The organism is Lysobacter korlensis, from assembly GCF_042434515.1.
Map to the genome: position 1 here is coordinate 325,954 of NZ_JBHLTG010000006.1, position 22,521 is coordinate 348,474.

A 22,521-nucleotide genomic window follows, 5' to 3' on the forward strand; every position below is an offset into this window, starting at 1 on the left:
TCACTTGCACTCACCAACCGTGAGTGCCAGAATCGATTAGCACTCCATCTGTTTGAGTGCCAACCTCGCCAATCAGTACGTCCGGGAGGGACGAGAAACACACATGGCTAAAATCATCGCTTTCAACGAAGAGGCCCGTCGCGGCCTCGAGCGCGGCCTGAACACACTGGCCGACGCCGTGAAGGTCACGCTCGGACCGCGTGGACGCAACGTCGTGCTCGAGAAGAAGTGGGGCGCCCCCACGATCACCAACGACGGCGTCTCGATCGCCAAGGAGATCGAGCTCGACGACCCGTACGAGAAGATCGGTGCGGAGCTCGTCAAGGAGGTCGCCAAGAAGACGGACGACGTCGCCGGTGACGGCACCACCACCTCCGTCGTGCTGGCCCAGGCGCTCGTGCGCGAGGGCCTGCGCAACGTCGCCGCGGGTGCCGACCCCATCACGCTGAAGCGTGGCATCGAGAAGGCCACTCAGGCCGTGTCCGAGGCGCTGCTCGCAGGCGCCAAGGAGATCGAGACCAAGGAGGAGATCGCCGCCACCGCGTCCATCTCCGCCGCTGACGAGACCATCGGCGCCCTGATCGCCGAGGCCATCGACAAGGTCGGCAAGGAGGGTGTCGTCACCGTCGAGGAGTCGAACACCTTCGGCACCGAGCTCGAGCTGACCGAGGGCATGCGGTTCGACAAGGGGTTCATCAACCCCTACTTCGTCACCGACCCTGAGCGCCAGGAGGCGGTCTTCGAGGACCCGTACATCCTCATCGCCAACTCGAAGATCTCGAACATCAAGGACCTGCTCCCGATCGTCGACAAGGTGATCCAGGCGAACAAGCAGCTGCTGATCATCGCCGAGGACATCGACGGTGAGGCGCTCGCGACGCTGGTCGTGAACAAGATCCGCGGCATCTTCAAGTCGGTCGCCGTCAAGGCTCCCGGATTCGGCGACCGTCGCAAGGCCATGCTGCAGGACATCGCCATCCTCACGGGCGGCCAGGTCATCAGCGAGGAGGTCGGTCTCAAGCTCGAGAACGCCACCCTCGACCTGCTCGGCCGTGCCCGCAAGGTCGTCGTCACCAAGGACGAGACGACCATCGTCGAGGGCGCCGGTGACAGCGAGCAGATCGCCGGCCGCGTGCGCCAGATCCGCGCCGAGATCGAGAACACCGACAGCGACTACGACCGCGAGAAGCTGCAGGAGCGCCTCGCGAAGCTCGCCGGCGGTGTGGCGGTCATCAAGGCCGGTGCCGCGACCGAGGTCGAGCTGAAGGAGCGCAAGCACCGCATCGAGGACGCCGTCCGCAACGCGAAGGCCGCCGTCGAGGAGGGCATCGTCGCCGGTGGTGGCGTGGCGCTCATCCAGGCGGGCCTCAAGGCGTTCGCCACCGACGGGCTGAAGAACCTGACCGGTGACGAGGCGACCGGCGCGAACATCGTCCGCGTCGCCATCGACGCCCCGCTGAAGCAGATCGCCCTCAACGCCGGGCTCGAGCCGGGCGTCGTGGTCGACAAGGTCCGCAACCTCCCCGCGGGCCAGGGCCTCAACGCGGCGACCGGTGAGTACGTCGACATGCTCGCCGCCGGCATCAACGACCCGGTGAAGGTGACCCGCTCCGCGCTGCTGAACGCCGCGTCGATCGCGGGGCTGTTCCTCACCACCGAGGCCGTCGTCGCCGACAAGCCCGAGAAGAACCCGGCCCCCGTGGGCGGCGACCCGTCGGGCGGCATGGACTTCTAAGTCCTCAGCGAGAACAACACGGATGGCGGCTCCTTCGGGAGCCGCCATCCGGCGTTAACGGAAACCCGGTGGGTGTCTCAACCACGATGCGCATCATCTGAGGAACAAGCGCGCGTTGACCTGCTCGATCTCGGCGTACTGGTGCGCCGCGTGCCCGAGCGCCGCGGTAAGCGCGCCGAGATTCTCCTCCACCCGCTGCTGCGTGGTCCTCCACTCCGCCACCGCCGCCTGGAACGCGCTCGCCGCTGCGCCGGTCCACGTGCCCTCCAGGCTCACCAGCTGGCCGAGCAGCGTGCCCACCTCCGACTGGATGCGGCCCATCGTCGCCTGCGCGGCCGCAGAGGTGCCGAGCACCGCCTCGCTGTCCACCGAATACTGCGTCATGCGGCAACGCTAGGCGGAACGGGGGAGCGGTCAGTCGATCTCGTACTCCGGTGTGGGGTCCGCGAAGCTGGGGGCGAGGGGCAGCAGCACCCGGAACGTCGCCCCGCCTCCGGGAGTCTCATCCACCTCGATCTTGCCGCCGTGCGATGCGACGATCGCCGCGACGATGGCGAGGCCGAGCCCGCTGCCGCCGGTCTCCCGCGTGCGGGAGGTGTCCGCACGCCAGAAGCGCTGGAAGATCTTGTCCCGCATCTGCGGCGGGATGCCCCGTCCGTGGTCGATGATCGCGATGACACCCATCCGCTTGGCGAGGTTCACCCCCACGCCGAGTTCGATGGGGGACCCGGATGGGCTGTACCGCTGGGCGTTCCCCATCAGGTTGGTGACGACCTGGCGGATCTTGTTCTCCTCGCCGAGCACGATGGCGCGAGGCTGCGTGGGGTCGCCCTCCTCCGGCGGGGCCTCGGCCAGCCGGCGGGCGCTGCGCGTGCGGAGGGCGCGGAGGCGGGCCAGCTGCGCGCCGGCGAATGCTGCGGTGCGGGACTGCCCGGCCTTCCCCCCGCCAGTGAGGGCGAGCTCACCGGTCTGCTCCAGTGACGGCTCCGGAACCTCCTCCTCGGTGATCTCCAGCGGCACGACGGTGACGGCGCGGTCCGGTGCGGAGGCGCGGGCGTCGAGCGCCGCGTCGTGCGCGATCGGGCCGAGGTCGATCTCCCGGAGGTTCAGCGGGCGTGTCTCGTCGAGGCGGGCGAGCTCCAGCAGGTCGCTCACCAGCTCGCTCATGCGGACCGCCTCGCTCTCGATGCGCTCCATCGCCTGCTTGACGTCGTTGTCGCTGCCGAGGGCGCCCATCCGGTACAGCTCGGCGTAGCCGCGGACGGAGACGAGCGGGGTGCGCAGCTCGTGGCTGGCGTCGCCGACGAACCGGCGCATCTGGTCGATGGTGCGGGCGCGGTCCGCGAACGCGCTGTCGATCCTCGCCAGCATGAGGTTGAGTGAGCGGCTGAGCCTGCCGACCTCGGTGTTCGGCAGGGCACCGCTCAGGCGCTGGCTGAAGTCGCCGTCGGCGAATCGGGCGGCCGTCTCTTCGACGTCGCGCAGTGGCGCGAATGTGGACGCCACCAGCAGCCGGGTCGACACCCCGCCGAGCACGACGACAGCGAGGGCGAAGAACATGAAGATGGCAGCGAAGCGCGCCACCACCCCGTTCGCAGGCGCGAGGCTCTCGCCCACCACGATGGTGTTCAGCCCATCCAGGAACGCCTCGTCGGCGATGACGCGCCACTGGGTCCTGCTGTCGACCTCGTCGACGCTGAACGGTTCGCCGTCGTTGTCGCGCACATCCCGCAGGGTCACCCCGGAGAGGTCGGGGTACTCGTCGTCTCCACCGCGGTTGTCGCACCGCAGCTCGCCACGGGCGTCGAGGACGGCCATGTACACGCCCTCGCCGATCCCGGCCGTGACCGCACACTGCCCGTCGTCCTGAATGGTGACGTGGCGGTCCAGGTTCCCATCGCGCTGCTCGGTCTCCGTGAGCTCCTTCGCTGCGTTCTTGACGCGGTCGTCGACCTGCTGCAGCAGGTACGTCCGAAGCAGCGACATGGTGCCCGCGCCGGAGACGAGCAGTCCCAGGGTCAGGAGCATCACCGTGACGCCGGTGATCTTGGTGCGAAGTGAAATCCCGTTCCACCACGCAGCGAGGTGCTGGTGCATTAACTGAGAACGCTAAACCTTGTTTGCTTTGAGCATGTATCCGAAGCCGCGCTTCGTCTGGATGATCGGCTCGCTGGAGTACTGGTCGAGCTTGCGCCGGAGGTAGGAGATGTAGCTCTCCACGATGCCGGCGTCGCCGTTGAAGTCGTACTCCCAGACGTGGTCGAGGATCTGCGCCTTCGAGAGCACCCGGTTCGGGTTCAGCATCAGATAGCGCAGCAGCTTGAACTCGGTGGGGCTGAGCTCGATCTGCTCGCTGCCGATCGTGACCTCGTGGGTGTCCTGGTCCATCGTCAGCTCTCCGGCGCGGATGATGGCATCCTCGTCGTCCTGCATCGTGCGGCGGAGGATCGCCTTGATGCGCGCGACGATCTCATCGAGGCTGAACGGCTTGGTCACATAGTCGTCGCCGCCGACGGTGAGGCCGGTGATCTTGTCCTCGGTGTCGTCCTTGGCGGTGAGGAACAGGATGGGGGAGGTGTAGCCGCTGGAGCGCAGCCGCTTGGTGACGCCGAACCCGTTCATGTCGGGGAGCATGACGTCGAGGATGATGAGATCTGGCTCCTCCTCGAGGACCGCGGAGATCGCGGCAGCTCCGTTTCCGACGGCCCGAACGGCGAAACCCGCGAAGCGGAGGGACGTCGTCAGGAGATCACGGATGTTCGGTTCGTCGTCAACGATGAGAATCTTGGGTCCGTCAGCCATGCCCCATAGTATCTGCGCGTTGCCTGAGTGCTTTCTGGGTATCTATTCAGGGTCGCGAGAGCGGGAGCTTCATGCCGCCAGTGCGGACCCGTCGAGAATCTCGTATGAGTAGCCCTGCTCGGCCAGGAACCGCTGCCGGTTCTGGGCGAAGTCCTGATCCACGGTGTCCCTCGCGACCAGCGTGTAGAAGTTCGCGGGCAGTCCGCTCTCCTTCGGACGCAGCAGCCGGCCCAGCCGCTGCGCCTCCTCCTGCCGGGATCCGAACGATCCGCTGACCTGGATGGCGACGGTGGCCTCCGGCAGGTCGACGGAGAAGTTCGCGACCTTCGAGACGACGAGCACCTTGGTGATGCCGTCGCGGAACTCCTGGAACAGCCGCTCCCGCTCGTCCACGGGGGTGGAACCGGTGAGCTGCGGTGCGCCGAGGGCGTCGGCGAGCGACTCGATCTGATCCAGATACTGGCCGATGATGAGGATCCGCTCGCCCTCGTGCTTGCGCACCAGGTCACGGACCACCTGCAGCTTCGCGGGGGCGGTGGCCGCCAGGCGGTAGCGGGCGTCATCGGCCGAGGCGGCGTACTCCAGCCGCTCGCTGGCCGGCAGGTCGATCCGCACCTCGTAGCAGGACGCCGGGGAGATGTAGCCCTGCGCCTCGATCTCCTTCCACGGCGCGTCGAACCGCTTGGGGCCGATCAGGCTGAACACGTCGCTCTCCCGGCCGTCCTCCCGCACCAGCGTGGCGGTGAGGCCGAGTCGCCGGCGCGCCTGCAGCTCCGCGGTGAGCTTGAAGACGGGTGCGGGCAGCAGATGCACCTCGTCGTAGACGACCAGCCCCCAGTCGAGTGCGTCGAGCAGAGCCAGGTGGGCGTACTCGCCCTTCCGCTTGGCGGTGAGGATCTGATAGGTGGCGATGGTGACCGGCTTGATCTCCTTGGCGGACCCCGAGTACTCGCCGATCTCCTCCTCGGTGAGGCTGGTGCGCTTCAGGAGCTCGGCCCGCCACTGCCGAGCCGAGACGGTGTTCGTGACGAGGATGAGGGTCGTCGTCTTGGCGGTCGCCATCGCGCCGGCGCCGACGAGGGTCTTCCCGGCGCCGCAGGGGAGCACCACGACCCCGGAGCCGCCCTCGAAGAAGTTGCTCACCGCCTTCTGCTGGTACTCGCGCAGCGCCCAGCCGTTCTGGTGCAGGTCGATCTGATGCGGGGTGCCTGGGGTGTAGCCGGCGTGGTCCTCGGCGGGCCAGCCGATCTTCACCAGCTCCTGCTTCACCTGTCCGCGGGCCCAGGGCAGGAGCGTCCACGTGGTCCGGTCTCGCCGGACGCCCAGCAGCGGCGCCACGCGGCGGTTCTGGCTGATCTCGGCGAGCACCGCCGGGTCGCTCGAGGTGAGCGTCAGGGTGCCGTCGTCGTCGCGGCCGATGACGAGCCGGCCGTAGCGGCCGACCGTCTCGGTGATATCGATCGCGACGCTCTGCGGGATCGGGAACTTCGAGTACTTCTCGAGCGTCGCGAGCATGTCGTCTGCATCGTGCCCGGCCGCCCTCGCGTTCCACAGCCCGAGCCGCGTGATGCGGTACGTGTGCACGTGCTCGGGTGCCCGCTCGAGCTCGGCGAAGACGGCGAGGTCGTGGCGTGCGTCCTCCGCGTCCGGGTGCGCCACCTCGAGGAGCACGGTTCGGTCGCTCTGGACGATCAGGGGTCCGTTCACAACCTTCGAGCCTAGCCGAGGACGGTCGAACCTCAGCCGAGCGGTTCCACGGCGACGATGTGTGAAAGCGGCAGGGTCCGCTCGATGTCCGCTCGGCGGTCGCGGGATCGCAGCCGCCCGCCGGCGACGGCGGCGGGCTCCAGTGCGTACGTCACCTGGGATCCGTCCGGCATCCGCACCGTCACCATCACGCCGGTGCGGTTCCGGATCGCGACCTCCAGCTGCCGCACGATCCAGGCGGCGCCCGCCTCTTCCGGCGCGCTGCTCCCGGACCGGCGAACCCGGGCCAGCAGGTCGGCGATGCCGTTCGGCTCCGGAGCCGGCGGCGTGGCCGGCGGGCGCGGTCGCTCCACCGGCACGATCTCGCCATGCTCGTTCTCGGCGACGATCGGATAGCGCGCCTCGGTGAGTGCCCAGAAGACGACGTCCGGCTCGAACCGGCTGACCAGTCGGCGGTCGCCGTCCGGCTCGAGCGCGAGTGCGCTCAGATTCTGGTCGACGGAGATGGCGCCGATGAGCGTGGCATCATTCGACCGGATGCGGCTCTTCGCGCCAGGAAGCGCGTCGACGGAATCCCGGTCGGCCGGGCCGACGCGCAGGGCACCGTAGCGGTTGGCCGTCTCCACGAGGAGGTATTCGAGCGGCTGCGGGATGCCGGTGAGACTGAGCTCGGTGAGGAACTCGCGGATGCTCTCGCGCGTCTCGCCGGCCGCGAGCCCCCGCGTCAGGCTGGACTGGGTGACCCGATAGCTCGAGGCCAGAGTGCGGCTCTCCACATCGGCGATGCGGCGGAGCCGGGCGTCCGCCGCAGCCGCGAGCGGCCCGGGGGCGACGATCGTCAGATCGTGCTGCACGTAGACCCTGTCGACCTCCGGCGGCAGCAGCGGGAGGATCCGTGCGCGTGCTGCGTCGACCCCTTCGGCGAGCAGCGCGGCGCCCGGCCCGGTGGTGGTGCCCTGCGCGGTGATGCCGAGCAGCTCTGCATCGCGGGTGTAGCGCGTGAGGCGGTCGCGCATCCAGTCGCCGCCGGCCGGGAAAAGCCAGCCGAGGTACTGTGCCAGGCCCTCGCCCCAGGCCGCGTGCGGGCGCTCCGCGAGAAGGGCCCGGATCTCGGCTGGCAGCGTGGCCAGCCACGATCCCGCGAGCCGCAGCCACCGTTCCACGATCGGCAGCTCGAGCCACTGGGTGGCGCTCTCGGCCGCGTTCCAGCCGCCCGGACCGCGCTCGACCAGCTGGCTGCGCTCGGCGATCTCCAGCATCGCGGGCACGGCGTGCAGCTCGGCGCCCATCGCCACCGCGAGCCGCTTGCTGTCGGGAAGGGCGAGCCCGCCCTTGGCGAGTTCGCGTGCGGGCTGCACCGACACTTCGGTGACCAGCTCGCCGACTGCCGTGGTGGTGGCGAACGCGCGCTCGCTGGCCGCCCGGTCGAGGAACCGGGAGTCGGCATCGGCGACGGCCTCGAGCGCCGGTGGTGGCGGCTCGTCGAGAAGCTCCGCGGGAGACGGAAGGCCGAGGCTGGGCCAAGCCTCCAGCTGTTCGGTCACGGCGTCGTAGACCGAGACGATCCGCTCGTCGTCGAGGTCCAGGAGTGCGAGGGCTCGAGCGATCCGGAGGGGATCCTCAGGATCGCTCACCCGGGCGCGCCGGACGATGTCGTCAAGCGGCGTCGGCCGCGGCGCCGCCGCGAGGATCGCGAGGGTGTGCCGGTCGAGCCTGCTCAGCGCGTGCTGGATGGAGGCCCGGTCGAGCAGCGCGTCGGCGAGATCGAAGAAGTCGTCGATGCGCTTGTCGCGGATGCGGCGCGCGTCGAGCAGCCGCGCGAGTTCGGTGTCGTCGGTGGCCCGGAGTCTCGCCGCGAGCGAGAGGGCGGACGTGCTACTGGCCGGCATCCTTGGCGGCGCGGCTGCGTCGCCGGACGCTGACCAGCAGCAGCGCGACGATGAGGATCATGCCGAGCGGCAGCCCGACCAGCGGGATCACGCTCACCATGGGCCACAGGCCCTGCGCGAAGTCCCCCCGCGACATGCCGGTCGCCGTCGCGACGATGATCGCGACGAAGCAGATCAGGGAGACCGCGACGATGCCGAGGATCATGTATGCGAGCACCCGCTCAAGGCGATTCTCGGATACCGGCGAGTTCGCGGTCATGGTCCAACAATACGGGTGCGGGTAAGCGGCTCTAAACTTGACGGAGCACACCACGTATTTCGACAGGAAGGTCGAACATGCCCACCGGCAGAGTGAAGTTCTACGACGAGGAGAAGGGCTTCGGCTTCATCAGCGCTGATGACGGCCAAGAAGTCTTCCTTCACGCGTCCGCATTGCCGGCAGGAGCCAAGGTGAAGTCGGGCACCAAGCTGGAGTTCGGCGTCGTCGACGGCAAGCGCGGCATGCAGGCGCTGTCCGCCCGTGTGATCGAGGCAGGCCCGAGCGTCGTCAAGATGCACCGCAAGCCCGCGGACGACATGGCGATCATCGTCGAGGACCTGGTGAAGCTGCTCGACGGCATCGGCGGGAACCTGAAGCGCGGCCGGTATCCGGACAACGCCCACAGCGCAAAGATCGCCGCGATGCTGCGTCGGGTCGCTGACGAACTGGATGTCTGAGCCCGAGGTGGCGGAGCCGGGGTTCGAGGAGTTGGCGCGCAGCGCCCTCCTCGATGTGACCGACGCCCGAAGCGTCGGCCCGCTCGTCTCCGAGGTGGACGAGGGCGACGGTGTCGTCACGCTACGCTTCGAGTCGAATCTGTCCGGCTATCTCGGCTGGAAGTGGGCGGTGAGCGTCGCGAGGATCGGCGACGCCGCACCCACCATCCTGGAGTCCGAGCTCGTTCCCGGGGACGGCGCGCTGCTCGCTCCGGAATGGGTTCCATGGTCGGACCGGCTGGATGAGTACAACGCCGCGCGCGCGGCGGCGGAGGCCGATGCCGACCCGGACGAGGAGGCCGGTGACGAAGACGACCTCGTCGATGAAGAGGACCTGGTCGACGACGAGTACGACGCCGACGACGAGTACGACGGCGTGGACGTGGACGCCGTGCTGGGAAACTCCGAGGACGACGACGACACGGTTGACGATCCCGGAAACCTCGAAGACGAGGACGAGGACGAGGACGAGGACGAGGACGAGGACTACGACGACCTGGGGGAGTCCGACGTGGACGACGATCTCCTGGAGGGATCAGACCCGGCGGCGGTGGGTGTAGACGAGCCCGAGAACGCCGAGGGCGATTCCGGCGGCGCAGGTCCAGATCGAGCCGACGCCGTCGACGCCGATCAGACCGCCCAGGCCGAGCAGGAGGCCGAGGAGCGCGAGTAGCCAGAGGCCGATGCCGATCAGCATCGGCTTGCGGTCATCCGTCTGCACCGGCTCGGGGTCGGGCCGGCGCTCGGAGTCCTTCAGCCACAGGCGCACGCCACGAGTCTAGGTGGGGCCCGTTCTGGGTGGGGCCCGTCGAAGGCAGCCGGTGCGCGGGTCAGGCGTGCCGCCGGCCGCCGTTACAGGTTCGAGACGACGTACTCGACCGACCTGACGAGCTGCCGCACGTCGTCCGGGTCGATCGCCGTGAACGTGGCGACTCGCAGCTGGTTGCGGCCGAGCTTGCGGTAGGGCTCCGTGTCGACGATACCGTTCTGGCGGAGCGCCTTGGTGACCGCGGTGGCGTCCACGGAGTCCTCGAAGTCGATGGTCACGACGACCTGCGAGCGGGCGGCTGGGTCCTCGACGAACGGACGCGCGTAGTCGACGCCCTCGGCCCAGTCGTAAAGCACCGACGACGACTCCTTCGTTCGCGCATCCGCCCAGGCGAGACCGCCGCTGGCGTTCATCCAATCGAGCTGGCTCTCCATCAGCAGCAGCGTTCCGATGGCAGGAGTGTTCAGTGTCTGGTTCTGCCGGGAGTTGTCGATCGCGTTCTTCAGGCTGAGGAACTCGGGGATGTAGCGCTCGCCTGCGGCGATCCGCTCCACCCGCTCGATCGCGGCGGGTGAGAACAGGGCGAACCACAGCCCGCCATCGCTGGCGAAGTTCTTCTGCGGTGCGAAGTAGTACACGTCGGTCTCGGCCGCATCGATGTCGACCCCGCCCGCCGCACTGGTCGCGTCGATGACGGTGAGGGCGCCGGCGTCGCCGTCGACGCGCTTCACCGGGGCCATCACACCCGTCGAGGTCTCGTTGTGGGGCCAGGCGTAGACATCCACGCCGCCCCGGGCCTCGATCACAGCCAGTGAGCCGCCGGGCGCCTCGGCGACCTTCGGCGTCTGCAGCCAGGGTGCGCGTGCCGCCGCGGCGAACTTGCTGCCGAACTCGCCGAAGCTGAGGTGGGAGCTTCGCCGCTCGATCAGCGCGAAGGCGGCCGCATCCCAGAATGCCGTCGAGCCGCCGTTGCCGAGCACCACCTCGTAGCCGTCCGGCAGCCGGAACAGCTCGCTGAGGCCGGTGCGCACCCGACCCACGAGGTCCTTCACCGGGGCCTGACGGTGCGAGGTGCCCAGCAGCTCTGCGCCCCTGGTGGAGAGCCACTCCACCTGCTCGGGGCGGACTTTGGATGGGCCGCACCCGAACCGTCCGTCGGCGGGCAGCAGGTCGGTCGGAATCGTCAGAGCCGGCATGGGGTCGATTCTATTGACGCATCCGAGGGCGGGGCTCACTGGGGGCGCCCTCCGGTTCGCCCCGATGCGGAACGCTACGCTGGGTGCGAGCCGTAGGGAGGAGAGGCATGTCGGACCTCGTCGACACCACCGAGATGTACCTGCGGACGATCCTGGACCTCGAAGAAGAGGACATCGTCCCCCTGCGGGCACGCATCTCGGAGCGACTCGGGCACTCCGGCCCGACGGTGTCCCAGACCATCGCCCGCATGGAGCGCGACGGGCTGGTGCGGGTCGAAGGCAACCGTCATCTCGAGCTCACCTATGAAGGACGCCGCCGCGCCACACATGTGATGCGCAAGCACCGGCTGGCCGAGCGCCTGCTCGCCGATGTCATCGGCCTCGACTGGGCGTACGTGCATGACGAGGCCTGCCGCTGGGAGCACGTGATGAGCGAGAAGGTGGAACGCCGCCTGCTCGAGATGCTCGACCACCCCACCGAGTCCCCGTACGGCAATCCCATCCCGGGCCTCGACGAGCTTGGCGACCAGCCGGCCGGACGCTTCATGGAGGGCGTCGTGCGGCTGCTCGACTTCGCCCGCAGCAATGAGGACGGCGCCAGTGCCGTCGTGCGGCGGCTGGGGGAGCCGGTGCAATTCGACCCCGACGTGCTGCAGCAGCTGCAGAGCGCCGGAGTCGTGCCGGGTGCGACCGTCACCGTGACGGGATCCGGAACGGCCGTGACGCTGTCGGTGGAGGGATCCGAGGCGCCGCTGCAGCTGCCGTTCGCCATCGCGTCGCACGTGTATCTCGCAGCCTGATCTCTGGGATTCGAGCGTTCCTGGGCAACGCCTTACATGTCGCTCAATATTCACCCTTGGATCACCCACGGCGCGTCGGAATGTGACATATCCGTTACCTTCCGGTACCTTGGCAACGTCCACCCGGCCAGACCAGGCCAAATGGGCCCGGCTCGAGACGTCTCGTACACCTGTCTCTCAAGCCGCGAGAACCCGCGATCCACGAGAGGGACGGGGCAGCATACGTAGGGCTGTCGAGACGCAGGAGGCTTCCTCTTGACCCACGTAAGACCAGAACTCGAGCCGGACGACGCGAATCGCGGCGACGGCGCCGAAACTCCTCGGACGACCCGCAACCTCACCACCGCCACCCGGAGCGGCAGGCTCGCCCTCCGCAAGGCCGCCGCCACTCCCGCGGTCGTCGCCCCGGCCGGCCGCAGGTCGGCTCCGGTGCAGAAGAAGCACTCCGGCGCCGCGAAGAACGTCGCCGTGATGGCGCTCTCCGCGGGGATCGTCGCCACGCTGGCCCTCCCCGCCTACGCGTTCGCGCCGAACGCCAACAACACGGGCACCGACTCCGGTGCCGCGCTCACCGCGCTCACGACCGAGAACGCTCAGAACGTCATCGTGGCCAAGGGCGCCGCCGCCCCGGTTGCCGAGCGTGACGAGTTCTCCGCCACGACGCCTGAGGAGCTCGCCGCGAGGAAGCGTGAGGCCGAGCTCGCCGAGCAGCGCGCGCAGCAGCGTGCGGCGCTCGCCTCCTACTCCGGGCCCAGCGCCGCTGACCTCCTGGCCAACGCCGAGGCGGCGCCGCCCGCGAACGCCGGTTCGGTCGTCGCGGTCGCCCGCCAGTACATCGGCGTGCCGTACGTGTACGGCGGCGCCACCCCATCCGGCTTCGACTGCTCTGGCCTGACCATGTACGTGTTCGCACAGTTCGGCGTCTCCCTGCCGCACTCGTCCGCCCGTCAGGGTGCGAACGGTGCACCGGTGGCCGCGTCGGAGGCGCAGCCGGGCGACCTCGTCATCCTCGACGGCGGAGCGCACGTCGGCATCTACAGCGGCAACGGCATGATGATCGACGCGCCGATGCCCGGTCGCGTGGTGACGGAGCGGGGAATCTACAGCGCCAACCACTACTTCGTGCGCTACACGATCTAGCCCCTTCGGGACGAATCGTCAAGCGGCGTGCCAGCAGGCGCGCCGCTTGTGGTTTACCCTGTAGCGCAGGAGTTCCACCAACGGGAGAGCCAGATGTCCGGAAGCCGCACCATCCAAACCGTGGATGTGCGCGCGCCTTTCCGGATATGGCACAGCATTCCGCCGATCGTGCCCTGTCACGATCGTCTCCTCTAGGCGCAGCCGTTCGCGGCCGCGCCTTTTGTTTGCCTCCTCGGAGGAGCTCTGCACCAAGGGTCGAATGCCTGGAAGCCGTCCAGGCCGGTTCGAGAGGCAGAAGATGCGCACACTGGTCCTGAACGCGGGATACGAGCCGTTGGCAGTCGTGTCCTTCAAGCGAGCGCTCGTGCTCGTGATGAACGGCAAGGCGACCATCGTCGCCGCCGACCGCGATCACCCCGTCTTCGGCTCCTCGTCAGCGTGGGACCGGCCGTCGGTGATCCTGCTGCGGCGGTACGTCCGCATCCCGAACGGCAGGGCAGTGCCGGTATCGCGCAGGGGAGTGCTACGGCGCGACAACCACCGGTGCGGCTACTGCGGCGCCTCGGCGGCGACGATCGACCACATCCTGCCGCGGTCGCGCGGTGGCGCCGACAGCTGGGAGAACCTGGTGGCGTGCTGCCTGCGCTGCAACAACATCAAGGGCGACCGCACTCCGCAGGAGATGGGCTGGACGCTGCGGCACAAGCCGCGCGCCCCGCACGGATCGCACTGGCTGGTTCGCGGCGTCGAGCGCACGCAGCCCGACTGGGAAGAGTACCTCGCCCCCGCCGCGTGAATCGGCTCCGCCACACGCGGAGATGCCGCAACTCGCTGGATGAGGCGTGCTCATGCGGCACGGTGCGGCAATTCGTCGGCGCGAGTCGTGCCGAGATGACGTGGGTCGCTAGCGGATGCGGGGTGCCCTGCGAAGGCGCGGCAACAGGGCGAGGGTGAGTCCGCCTCCGAGCAGCAGGAGCATGGACGCGCCGAGGGGGAGCCTGAGGTCTGCGCCCGTCTCGGCGAGTTCGGGCGCGGAGGCTGCGCCGTCCCCGTCCCCACCAGCGTCACCTCCGCCGATGTCGCCACCCGTGTCGGTGTCATCGGGGCTGTCGCCTCCCGTGTCGGTGTCATCGGGAGTGTCGCCGTCATCCGTCGGCTCTTCCTCGTCCACCGGCGCTGAAGCCAGAGCGCATGCGGACGAGGCGTCGACAGTGGTGCTGTTCATCGTGACGGCGCCGCTCTGCGCGAGCAGCCGGCCGGCGACGTCGGTGCCCGCGTTCGCGGTGATCGACGCGGAGGCCATCACGGTGCCGACGAAGTCGGTCGCGGTGTCCAGCGTGGCGGAGCTGCCCACCTGCCAGAAGACGTTGCACCAGGTGGCGCCGCCTTCGAGCAGCACCTCGGCGTTCGGTGCGGTGACGAGCGTGCTCGCCGCCTGGAAGATGAAGACGGAGTTCGCGTCGCCAGTGAGTGTCAGCGTGCCGGTGACCTGGAGGGCGCCTCCCGAGTACGTGCCTGGGCCGAGGTCCAGGCCGCCGAGCTCCGTGAGCCCGGACTGCAGCGGGGTGCGGCCGGCCGCCTCGACGATCGCGGTGCCCAAGTCGGTCTGCGCATCGCCGGCGACGGCGTCCGCCTGATACGCGGTGCCGGTCAGCAGGGCGGGCGGGAAGCCGGTGATTGCGGCGGGATCCGGCTCGGGGCTGAGCCCGAGGTCGCCGGTGATCACGGTGCCGAGGTCGACTGTGCTGGTGACGGCCGAGCCGGCGAGGACGCCGAATCCGCTGGCACTGCCGAGCTCGATCGGTCCGTCGGCGGCGGCGCCCGCGCTCATGGCCGATCCGACGCTCAGTGCGACCGCGATGCCTGCGCAGGCGGTGACCCGGGCGGCGTTCCGTGCGATTGATGTGGTCATGGTGCGATTCCCCCGAACGATGCGGAGTGGCTGCACTGGATTCAGCTGTCATCACGCCATGAGCGACTCGGGTCAACGTATCACCGGGCGGCGGATCCTCCGGGATCCGGCCGAACTGGGGGTGCTGTGCCGCTGCGGCTAACGTAGCGACGTGGACATCCCCGGCGCCTGGTCGCGAGTCGCGAGCGGAGCGATGCTGCTCTCCGCCGACGGGGTGCTGCGACCGACGATCTTCGCCGAGATGAGCGCGCTGGCGCTTCGCACCGGCGCCATCAACCTCGGACAGGGCTTCCCCGACGAGGACGGCCCTGCACCGGTGCTCGAGGCCGCTCGCGCCGCGATCGCGGGGGGCGCCAACCAGTATCCGCCGGGCATCGGCATCCCGGAGCTGCGCGCCGCGATCGTCGAGCACCAGCAGCGGTTCTACGGGCTGAACGTCGACCCGGACGCCGAGGTGCTCGTCACCGCCGGGGCCACCGAGGCGATTGCGGCGACGATCCTCGCGCTGTGCGAGCCCGGCGACGAGGTCGTCACCCTCGAGCCGTTCTATGACAGCTACGCCGCCACCATCGCACTCGCGGGGGCGAGGCATGTGACCGTCCCGCTGCGCGCGCCGGATTTCCGGCTGGAACCCGACGATATCCGTGCCGCGGTCACGGATCGCACCCGCATCATCCTGGTCAACTCGCCGCACAACCCGACCGGCACGGTCGTCGGGCGAGAGGTCCTCCAGGTGGTCGTCGAGCTCGCGCACGAGCACGACGCGCTCATCGTCACCGACGAGGTGTACGAGCACCTCACCTTCGGCGTGGAGCACGTGCCGATCGCGACGCTGCCCGGTGCGCGGGACCGGACGATCACCATTTCGAGCGGCGGCAAGACGTTCAGCACCACCGGGTGGAAGGTCGGCTGGGTGGTCGCTCCGCCGGCGCTGACCAAGGCGATTCTCACGGTGAAGCAGTTCCTCACCTATGTGAACGCCGCACCGTTCCAGCCGGCGATCGCGGTCGGGCTGCGGCTGCCGGATGAGTACTTCCGCGATGCGGCAGAGACGCTCGGCCGGAAGCGGGACATCCTCTCGACCGGCCTCCGAAGAGCGGGCTTTCGCGTCTCGAATCCGGACGGCTCGTACTTCGTGATCGCGGATGCTGCGCCGCTCGGCTTCACAGACGCCGACGACCTGTGCCGCCGCCTTCCGGAGCTCGCCGGTGTGGTGGGCGTTCCGCTCGGGGCGTTCGTGCGCGAGGAGCATCGGGAGGGCTACCGCTCGCTCGTGCGCTTCGCTTTCTGCAAGCGGATCGACGTGCTGGAGCGGGCCGCTGCGCAGCTCGCCGGGCTGCGCTCCTGACCCTGGACGACGACGACGACGAGCCCGGGCCAGGGGCGCAGCCGCGAGTGGCGGTCAGGCTCCGCCCTCCGCCTCCTCTTCGGGTGATGCGGTGGCGTCGTCGGGTCGACGCCGTTCACCGAGGAAGGTGACCGACAACCCGCGGTCGGCGGGCAGAACGGCGCCGTTGATCGCCGAGGATGCTGGGCTGGTGAGGAACGCCACGACCTCGGCGATCTCCGCAGGGCTGAGGAGCATCCAGTCCGGGATCGGCTCGGCGTCCTGCGGCGCGAGCCGTCTGGCCTCCAAGGCCCGCTCGGTCATCACGGACCCGGGGGCGACCGCGTTGCAGCGGATTCCCCGGTCGCCGAGTTCGGCCGCCACCACGCGGCACAGTGCCTCGACCGCGCCCTTGCTCGTGTCGTACATGGTGCTGCCCGCGAACGACAGCCTGGCATGCACAGAGCTGATGTTCACGATCGAGCCCCGTGTTCCCTTCCGCACGAACTCCTCGGCGGCCAGACGGGTGCCGAGAACGACCGCTCGTACGTTGACGGCGAGCACGGCGTCGATGTGCGCCGTGTCGAGTTCGAGCATCGGCTGGCCTTGGAGAACTGCCGCGTTGTTCACCCAGGCCTCCAGCCGGCCGATGGACACGGCACGTTCTCGCGCCGCCTGCAGCACGGCGAGGTCGGACACATCGCCCACGACGGAGGTGAGCTGCGGGAGTTCGCTCTCGAGTGCGGCGCACGCATCGGCATCTGTGTCGACAGCCACGACCGTCCACCCATCCGCTGCGTGCCGCTCCGCGGTGGCTCGCCCGATCCCGGCTGCGGCTCCCGTGATTACGACGACGCGTTCATCCAACTGGGGCTCCCCTCGATGGGTGATGGAGGCGCTCATGCTACCCACCCAGCCCGACCGGTTCTCGCGCCGCGGCTAGAATCGACCGGTCAGCCTCTGTAGCTCAATGGAAGAGCAGTTCCGTCCTAAGGAAAGGGTTGGGGGTTCGAGTCCCTCCAGGGGCACCAGCCGATGGACGCCGCCTGCTCAACTCCGACCGCCCGCTTCAGCACCCGAACCTGCTCACCGCGTTACTCTCGAAACGAGAGGCTCGGGGGAACCACATGAAGAAGAGGTTCGCGGCGTTCGTCGCCGTGACACTGATCGCTGGAATGTTCAGCGGGTGTGCCGCAGCAGAATCGCAGTCGTCCGCTCCAAGCTCGCCACCCGCTGCACCAGTCGAGACTCGCGCCGCCGCTCCCGTCACCGCCGAACCGGAGCCCCAAGCCCGGCTCGTTACGGTCACCGCCGAGTCGATAGCCGTCACGGCCGACGACGGTATCGGAATCGCGACGTTCGACTATTTCCAGCCCACCGACGATCTTGTCGTCGGCTTGACCGAGATTTTCGGGTTCGAGCCCATGAAGCAGCGATTCGGGAACCAGACGTCCTGGGATTGGGGCGGATTCTTTCTCCTCGATAACGATGGCCCTGGTGATCCACCGCTCTACACCAACCACTTCGTTCAAGTGACCGTTCCCGCCGTCGGCGAGGCCGAAATCGAAACGGTGGACGGAATACAAGTCGGGGACGAGGCCGCCACTATCGAGCGGCGCTACCCTGACCAAGCGCACCGCGTGACGGCTGGTGATCAACCCGAGCGACTCGACGTATACGTCGGAGCCGTCCCACTACCGGCAACCGGCGACGACCCACCCGGGGCGAACGGGCGCTATGAATTCTCGGTCGCCCTCATCGCGTGGGACCCGGACGGTACCATCTCGGAGTATCGGGCGCCGTCACCGAACTTCGGCGTGTAGTCGAAGCGCTGCCGCAGGCGTTGCATCGTCCCGGCGATCGTTCGTCACCGCTTCCATTCATCGCGCGCTTACCAGGGCGCTAGGCGCCAGCCCTTCACTGTGCAATCTTGTGACGTCGGTCCAGGGGCACAGAATCAGAACGGTCGCCCCGGGCGGCCGTTCTGCTTCTGTCCTCTGGAGGATCCTGAAGCCGTTACGGTTCGTGGGCTCGTCGCCCTCCGGTCACCGCGGGTTCGCGTACCGGAACAGGAACGCAGCCGTCGCTTGACGGTTCACCACGTGCAGCGGCCGGAAGGTTCTCGTGCCGTCGCTCTCCACCCAGCCGGGAGTGATCTTCTTTGACACGAACCAGGTGATCTCCTTGTAGAACGTGTGCGTCCGCGGCACGTCCGTAAACGGCGACACCGATGGCGGCGTGAATTTGGGCTTCCCGGCGTAGCGGTAGAGGAAGGCGGCCATCGTCGCCCGCGATACCGGCAACTGCGGCCGGAACGTCCTGGTGCCGTCCCGCTCGGCGAAGCCGGCGGTGATGCCCTTCGCGGCAAGCCAGGTGATCTGCTTGTAGAACGTGTGCGTTCTGGGCACGTCGGTGTAGGGAGACCGTGACGGCGGGCTGAATGGCGGCGATCCCGCGAGGCGGTAGAGGAATGCAGCCATCGCGTCGCGGTTCACCGACTGCGCGGCACGGAACGTGCCGTCCCCGTACCCGGGAGTGATGCCGCGTGACGCGAGCCAGATGATCTCGTCGTAGAACGCATGTGTCGTCGGTACGTCGGTGAATGACGGCACCAGCCGCTGGTTGATCCCGGTCACCGTCGCACCGCCTGCCACGGGAACGGGATCGGCGTAGCCGAATGATGTCTGGTCGTGGTACCACACGGAGTGGTACGGCAGCACGGAGGGCTCCAGTCCTCCATCGATCGAGTTGCCGGACCGGCCGGTGGAGAAGCCGAGCTTGTAGCTGCCCTGCGCGAGTCCACCAAGGGTGTAATTGCCCTTGGCGTCGGTCTTGGTGCTGGTCACAATCGATTCCCCGTCCGCGGAGCTCGCCGCCGCGTCCCAGGCGACGACCCAAACCCCGGCCATGGGCCCGACCGTGTTGGTGACGGTGCCCTGCAGCCGCGACACCCGCTGCAGCACTGCATCCCTGCCGGTCACCGCGACGCCGGCTCCGACGGTGATGTGGTCGGCCGACGCACGGGAGAGCGAGTCTTCCCACCATTCGGAGGCGTGAGTCGTGTCGTAGGTGTAGAACTGCAGGGTGTAGCTGCCGGCTGGCAGCCCGCCGATCAGGTAGTCGCCGTTCGGGAGCACGTCCGTGGCGCCCGCCCAGCCGCCGGTGCTGGTGAACGCCGTGACGGAAACAGCGTTCAATGGCGCCGTTCCGGTTGCGCTGGCGCCGAGCACGCGCCCGCTGATGGATCCGCCCACCGACACGTAGCTGCGGAGGATGTCCTCCCCGCCGAACTTCTGTTGGCCGTTCGTGTCGGTCCAGCTGTAGTCGGTGAGGATCTCGACGAAGTACGTGCCGAGGGGCCGTTCGACGACCTCATGCACCGTGCCGGAACGGCCGAGGGTGCCGAGCACGGTGTGCTCTGTCTGGCCGTCGACGACCACCGCGATGTTGCCGTCGTCGGCGTTGGGGCCTTGCGACCAGTCGAAGTGAACCGTGATGCTCTCGGTATCGCTGGTGACCGAGACATTGCCGACCTGCACCTTGCTGACGTCCGCGTCGGGAACTGGGACTGCCTGGGCGGGAGCCGCCACAGTCCCCGCTCCGACGAGCACCGTGGCGATCGAGGCGGCCAGCAGGCGCCAGCCGCGAGTGTTCGTGGTTCGTGCGCGTTCAGACATCTGGCTCCCTCGGTGAGGACGGCTCATGTTAGTACTGAGGGAACCGCACGAGCGAGGGTTTTATGCCGAGTCCTTTTGGAGCGGTCCAACGGCCGGCACGAGAGTTCTGGTTGCGGGCGCGATCCTCTGTGCCGGTCGTCTCCCACCACCCGCGGGTATGGACGGCGAACACACCGGACGATCGCTGAGCGACCCGGCAGGGAATGTCATCCTTGCGGCCGATGCCCTCGCGACTCGCGACGGACGTACGCGTCGCGAGAAGCAAGGATGCTCAGACTATGAACAAGACAACCGCCCTCTCAGCCGTTCTCCTTTCTTCCCTCATCGTGCCCCTCACCGGGTGTGCGGCGCTGATGGATCAACTGGAGAATGAGGCATCGACGCAGTTCGATTCGACCGCCGACCTCGAAAAGAACTGGGGGAAGGCCGCGCCATGGCTGCCGTCCGACGCGACAGGAATCCAGACTCACGAATCGACCGCTGGAGATCCGGCGATTCTCAGCGCGAAGAGCGTGGCGCCGCTCGAGCCGTCTGTGTGTGCCGAAACAGAGCGGCATTCAGCCCCGGCCTTTCAGGAAGAGTGGTCGCCGTCCAACGTCTTCGTTGATCGGGTCTACGCGTGTGGCGACTGGACGGTGATCCCGACGGAAGACGGGTGGTTCGGGTGGACCCCCAATGACCCAGACGAGAAGGCGGCGTCACCCGCTTCGTAGTGGGCCTGCCCAAGCCGCGAAAGTCGCCGGTTGCGTCCCGGCTGCCCGCCATGGGCGGCGGGCGGCGTGCTGCCGTGCGCCTGCGCGGCGCACATCCGGGCACGGAACCATTTTCGCCGTGATCGCGCTCCTTGCGGCAGGCTTCGACATCGTCAACACGCTGTTGATGCGACGTCGAAGTCCGCGAAAATGCTGCTCGACTACACGCCGAGGGAGACTTCGTGTAGTGCAATGATCTGGATGTTCTGCTCGCGTAAGTCGGGCCGCCGCCTTCGAGGCGGGGGAGTGGTGGCGTTTGACGTGCTCGGATCGTGACCGTTCTCAGTGCTGGCGGAGCTTCTCCACCTCTGTTTGCGATTCACGTAGCGTCGCAGCAGGGGCTCAAGATGAACGGCCGCTCCCGGGCCGGCGGATCACCGCCGCATCCGGCGGTACCACGTGACCGTGCGCTCCGCCGCAGTCGTGTAGGGCGTCGGATCGGCTCCGAACAGGGCGGTGTAGCGACCGGCGTCGATGGTGAACGGCTGCTCGAACTGGTACACCATCTCCGCGCCCTCGCGGGCGAGCGGCCACACCACGCCGAGGGAGCGCGCCATCCGGCTGCTCACCGAGCGGTACCGCAGCCGTGACCCCGCCGCATCGAACGCGTCCGACATCAGAATGCGACCGGTGACCGGGGGCGGGGTGGGGATGTGCCACACACGACCGTCGGTTCGTGCGTCGTCGGCGAGCCTGATGAGTCCACGGGCGAAGTCGTCGATGTACAGGGGCGCCAGCGGCAACGTCGGGTCGCCGACATACGTCGCTGCGCGCCCTCGGGCGGCGGCGCCGAAGACATTGACCCCGAGCAGCGACCGGACTCCCGGACCGAACAGCTCTGGAGCGCGGCCTATGGCGACCCGCACCCTGCCGGACGCGTGAGCCCGCAGAAGGGACTCTGCGAGGAAGGCGCGAAGCGCTCCCTTGTTGCTGACCGGGAACGAGGGCATGTCTTCCCGCATGGGCGAGTCGACTCGGCCGTACATCCAGGTGTCGTCGGCGAAGACTATTTTGGCTCCGGCGTGGGCTGACGCTTCGATCAGAATGTGTGTGATTCGAGGGAAGTCGTTCAGCCACCGCGACAGGGCGGGCATCACGCAGTGATAGACCACGTCGGATCCGGCGATCGCCTCGCGGAGCGCCGGCGCGTCGAGGGCGTCCGCCCGAACGTGCTCCGCCCCGTCCGCCGCGACGTGAAGCGCACCCCTGGTGATCGCGCGCACGCGTGTGCCGCGCGCGGTCAACTCCCTGAGGAGCACTCGGCCGGTCGCGCCATTGGCTCCGACGATGGTGTGGAGGGGGCGGGTGTCGTTCATGACTTCTCCTAAAACGAATGTTCATTCTTTTTATCAGATCAGATGCTAATCTCAAAACGCACGTTCGTTTTTGGGGGGAGCGCGATGCCCAAGGTCACCGAGCAGCATCGCGCGTCCCGCCGCGAGCAGATCACCCTGGCGGCGTTGCGGACTTTTGCGACGAAGGGCGTCCAGCGGGCGACGATGGCAGACATCGTCGCGGAGTCCGGTCTCTCGGCTGGGGCCATCTACGGGCACTTCGACAGCAAGGAGGCGCTGACACTGGCCGCCGCGGAATACGTCCTCTCGGAGCAAGCGCGGCACGTGCGGAAACGCGACACGGGACGCGGTCTCAGCCCCTCCGACACGCTGACGAGCCTCATTGAAGGTGTCGGCGGTGTCGATCCGTCCCTGTTTCTCCAGTTTTGGGGCGAGGCGACGATGGACGAGGGAATCCGCTCCACCTTCGCCGCGTCCCTTGGTCCACTCCGATCCTCGTTCGAGACCGTGATCGCGCGGTGGGCTCGCGACCACCCCGAGGTGACCAGCGACCCCCAGCTTTTCGCCCAGCACACGCTTCGGGTGCTTCTCGGGCTCATGCAGGGCTACCTCGTGCAGCAGGCGATGTACAACGACTTCGATCGCGACGCGTACTTGCGCACGGCTCGCGCTCTTCTGCCGAATTGACGCGACTCGGTTGCGCTCACCCTGTCAGCCGCACGGCGGGCATGTCTTGATTTCGCGCGTCGACAGCTCGCATCCGG

Annotated in this window: 21 protein-coding genes and 1 tRNA gene; 11 read left to right on the top strand and 11 right to left on the bottom strand. The window is 68.3% G+C overall.

The features are described from left to right. Positions 1-103 precede the first annotated feature (103 nt). Positions 104-1,735: a chaperonin GroEL gene (gene groL / locus ACFFGH_RS23940; RefSeq protein WP_386673030.1), complete on the top strand. Its 1,632-nt coding sequence runs from the start codon at positions 104-106 to the stop codon at positions 1,733-1,735. 93 nt (positions 1,736-1,828) lie between these two features. Here the strand turns inward: groL and ACFFGH_RS23945 are convergent, their stop codons facing one another. The 6 genes from ACFFGH_RS23945 to ACFFGH_RS23970 all read right to left on the bottom strand — a co-directional run bounded on the left by ACFFGH_RS23945 (position 1,829) and on the right by ACFFGH_RS23970 (position 8,392). Continuing rightward, complete coding sequence (locus ACFFGH_RS23945) at positions 1,829-2,119, bottom strand: WXG100 family type VII secretion target (RefSeq protein ID WP_386673032.1); 291 nt, start codon at positions 2,117-2,119, stop codon at positions 1,829-1,831. Positions 2,120-2,149: 30 nt separating this feature from the next. Further along, the gene (locus ACFFGH_RS23950) at positions 2,150-3,832 is read right to left on the bottom strand and encodes a sensor histidine kinase (RefSeq protein ID WP_386673034.1); all 1,683 of its coding nucleotides are present in this window, start codon (positions 3,830-3,832) and stop codon (positions 2,150-2,152) included. A gap of 12 nt (positions 3,833-3,844) precedes the next feature. After that, positions 3,845-4,537: a response regulator transcription factor gene (locus tag ACFFGH_RS23955; protein ID WP_386673036.1), complete on the bottom strand. Its 693-nt coding sequence runs from the start codon at positions 4,535-4,537 to the stop codon at positions 3,845-3,847. A gap of 69 nt (positions 4,538-4,606) precedes the next feature. Beyond that, positions 4,607-6,244 carry a DNA repair helicase XPB gene (locus ACFFGH_RS23960; RefSeq protein WP_386673038.1) on the bottom strand — a complete coding sequence of 546 codons (1,638 nt, stop codon included), beginning with the start codon at positions 6,242-6,244 and terminating at the stop codon, positions 4,607-4,609. A gap of 32 nt (positions 6,245-6,276) precedes the next feature. After that, positions 6,277-8,133, bottom strand: a complete 1,857-nt coding sequence (locus ACFFGH_RS23965; protein WP_386673040.1) for a helicase-associated domain-containing protein — start codon at positions 8,131-8,133, stop codon at positions 6,277-6,279. Further along, entirely contained in the window at positions 8,120-8,392 is a 273-nt protein-coding gene (locus ACFFGH_RS23970) for a hypothetical protein (protein WP_386673042.1), read from the bottom strand. The genes ACFFGH_RS23965 and ACFFGH_RS23970 overlap by 14 nt, the downstream gene beginning before the upstream one ends. A 77-nt stretch (positions 8,393-8,469) precedes the next feature. Between ACFFGH_RS23970 and ACFFGH_RS23975 the strand changes: the two genes are divergently transcribed. Then, positions 8,470-8,850, top strand: a complete 381-nt coding sequence (locus ACFFGH_RS23975) for a cold-shock protein (RefSeq protein ID WP_386673044.1) — start codon at positions 8,470-8,472, stop codon at positions 8,848-8,850. Continuing rightward, positions 8,843-9,562, top strand: a complete 720-nt coding sequence (locus ACFFGH_RS23980; RefSeq protein ID WP_386673046.1) for a DUF3027 domain-containing protein — start codon at positions 8,843-8,845, stop codon at positions 9,560-9,562. The genes ACFFGH_RS23975 and ACFFGH_RS23980 overlap by 8 nt, the downstream gene beginning before the upstream one ends. 179 nt (positions 9,563-9,741) lie before the next feature. Here the strand turns inward: ACFFGH_RS23980 and serC are convergent, their stop codons facing one another. Continuing rightward, a complete protein-coding gene (gene serC, locus ACFFGH_RS23985; RefSeq protein WP_386673048.1) occupies positions 9,742-10,854 on the bottom strand; it encodes a phosphoserine transaminase in 1,113 nt (370 codons plus the stop codon). 107 nt (positions 10,855-10,961) lie between these two features. On the opposite strand from serC, the gene ACFFGH_RS23990 reads away from it, so the two are divergent. The 3 genes from ACFFGH_RS23990 (at position 10,962) to ACFFGH_RS24000 (ending at position 13,590) form a co-directional block, all read left to right on the top strand. Next, positions 10,962-11,654: an iron-dependent transcriptional repressor DtxR gene (locus tag ACFFGH_RS23990; protein ID WP_386673049.1), complete on the top strand. Its 693-nt coding sequence runs from the start codon at positions 10,962-10,964 to the stop codon at positions 11,652-11,654. A 255-nt stretch (positions 11,655-11,909) separates the two neighbouring features. After that, a complete protein-coding gene (locus tag ACFFGH_RS23995; protein WP_386673051.1) occupies positions 11,910-12,794 on the top strand; it encodes a C40 family peptidase in 885 nt (294 codons plus the stop codon). A 298-nt stretch (positions 12,795-13,092) separates the two neighbouring features. Continuing rightward, positions 13,093-13,590, top strand: coding sequence for an HNH endonuclease (locus tag ACFFGH_RS24000; RefSeq protein ID WP_386673053.1), 498 nt, complete (start codon positions 13,093-13,095; stop codon positions 13,588-13,590). 108 nt (positions 13,591-13,698) lie between these two features. Here the strand turns inward: ACFFGH_RS24000 and ACFFGH_RS24005 are convergent, their stop codons facing one another. Beyond that, the gene (locus ACFFGH_RS24005; protein WP_386673055.1) at positions 13,699-14,706 is read right to left on the bottom strand and encodes an ice-binding family protein; all 1,008 of its coding nucleotides are present in this window, start codon (positions 14,704-14,706) and stop codon (positions 13,699-13,701) included. 151 nt (positions 14,707-14,857) lie between these two features. Here ACFFGH_RS24005 and ACFFGH_RS24010 point away from each other — a divergent pair, with 151 nt between their 5' ends. Next, positions 14,858-16,054 carry a pyridoxal phosphate-dependent aminotransferase gene (locus tag ACFFGH_RS24010; RefSeq protein WP_386673057.1) on the top strand — a complete coding sequence of 399 codons (1,197 nt, stop codon included), beginning with the start codon at positions 14,858-14,860 and terminating at the stop codon, positions 16,052-16,054. Between the two features lie 54 nt (positions 16,055-16,108). Here ACFFGH_RS24010 and ACFFGH_RS24015 read toward each other — a convergent pair whose 3' ends face one another. Next, complete coding sequence (locus ACFFGH_RS24015) at positions 16,109-16,936, bottom strand: SDR family NAD(P)-dependent oxidoreductase (protein ID WP_386673059.1); 828 nt, start codon at positions 16,934-16,936, stop codon at positions 16,109-16,111. A 53-nt stretch (positions 16,937-16,989) separates the two neighbouring features. Here ACFFGH_RS24015 and ACFFGH_RS24020 point away from each other — a divergent pair. Together ACFFGH_RS24020 and ACFFGH_RS24025 are read left to right on the top strand one after the other, a co-directional pair. Then, a tRNA-Arg gene (locus ACFFGH_RS24020) sits at positions 16,990-17,064 on the top strand. 96 nt (positions 17,065-17,160) lie between these two features. Beyond that, positions 17,161-17,856, top strand: a complete 696-nt coding sequence (locus ACFFGH_RS24025; RefSeq protein ID WP_386673061.1) for a hypothetical protein — start codon at positions 17,161-17,163, stop codon at positions 17,854-17,856. 222 nt (positions 17,857-18,078) lie between these two features. On the opposite strand, the gene ACFFGH_RS24030 is transcribed toward ACFFGH_RS24025, so the two are convergent. Further along, positions 18,079-19,710: an S-layer homology domain-containing protein gene (locus ACFFGH_RS24030; RefSeq protein WP_386673062.1), complete on the bottom strand. Its 1,632-nt coding sequence runs from the start codon at positions 19,708-19,710 to the stop codon at positions 18,079-18,081. Between the two features lie 278 nt (positions 19,711-19,988). Here ACFFGH_RS24030 and ACFFGH_RS24035 point away from each other — a divergent pair, with 278 nt between their 5' ends. Next, positions 19,989-20,423, top strand: coding sequence for a hypothetical protein (locus tag ACFFGH_RS24035; protein ID WP_386673063.1), 435 nt, complete (start codon positions 19,989-19,991; stop codon positions 20,421-20,423). A 413-nt stretch (positions 20,424-20,836) separates the two neighbouring features. Here ACFFGH_RS24035 and ACFFGH_RS24040 read toward each other — a convergent pair whose 3' ends face one another. Continuing rightward, positions 20,837-21,778, bottom strand: a complete 942-nt coding sequence (locus ACFFGH_RS24040; RefSeq protein ID WP_386673065.1) for an NAD-dependent epimerase/dehydratase family protein — start codon at positions 21,776-21,778, stop codon at positions 20,837-20,839. A gap of 84 nt (positions 21,779-21,862) precedes the next feature. Between ACFFGH_RS24040 and ACFFGH_RS24045 the strand changes: the two genes are divergently transcribed. Continuing rightward, complete coding sequence (locus ACFFGH_RS24045; protein ID WP_386673067.1) at positions 21,863-22,444, top strand: TetR/AcrR family transcriptional regulator; 582 nt, start codon at positions 21,863-21,865, stop codon at positions 22,442-22,444. Positions 22,445-22,521: the final 77 nt, after the last annotated feature.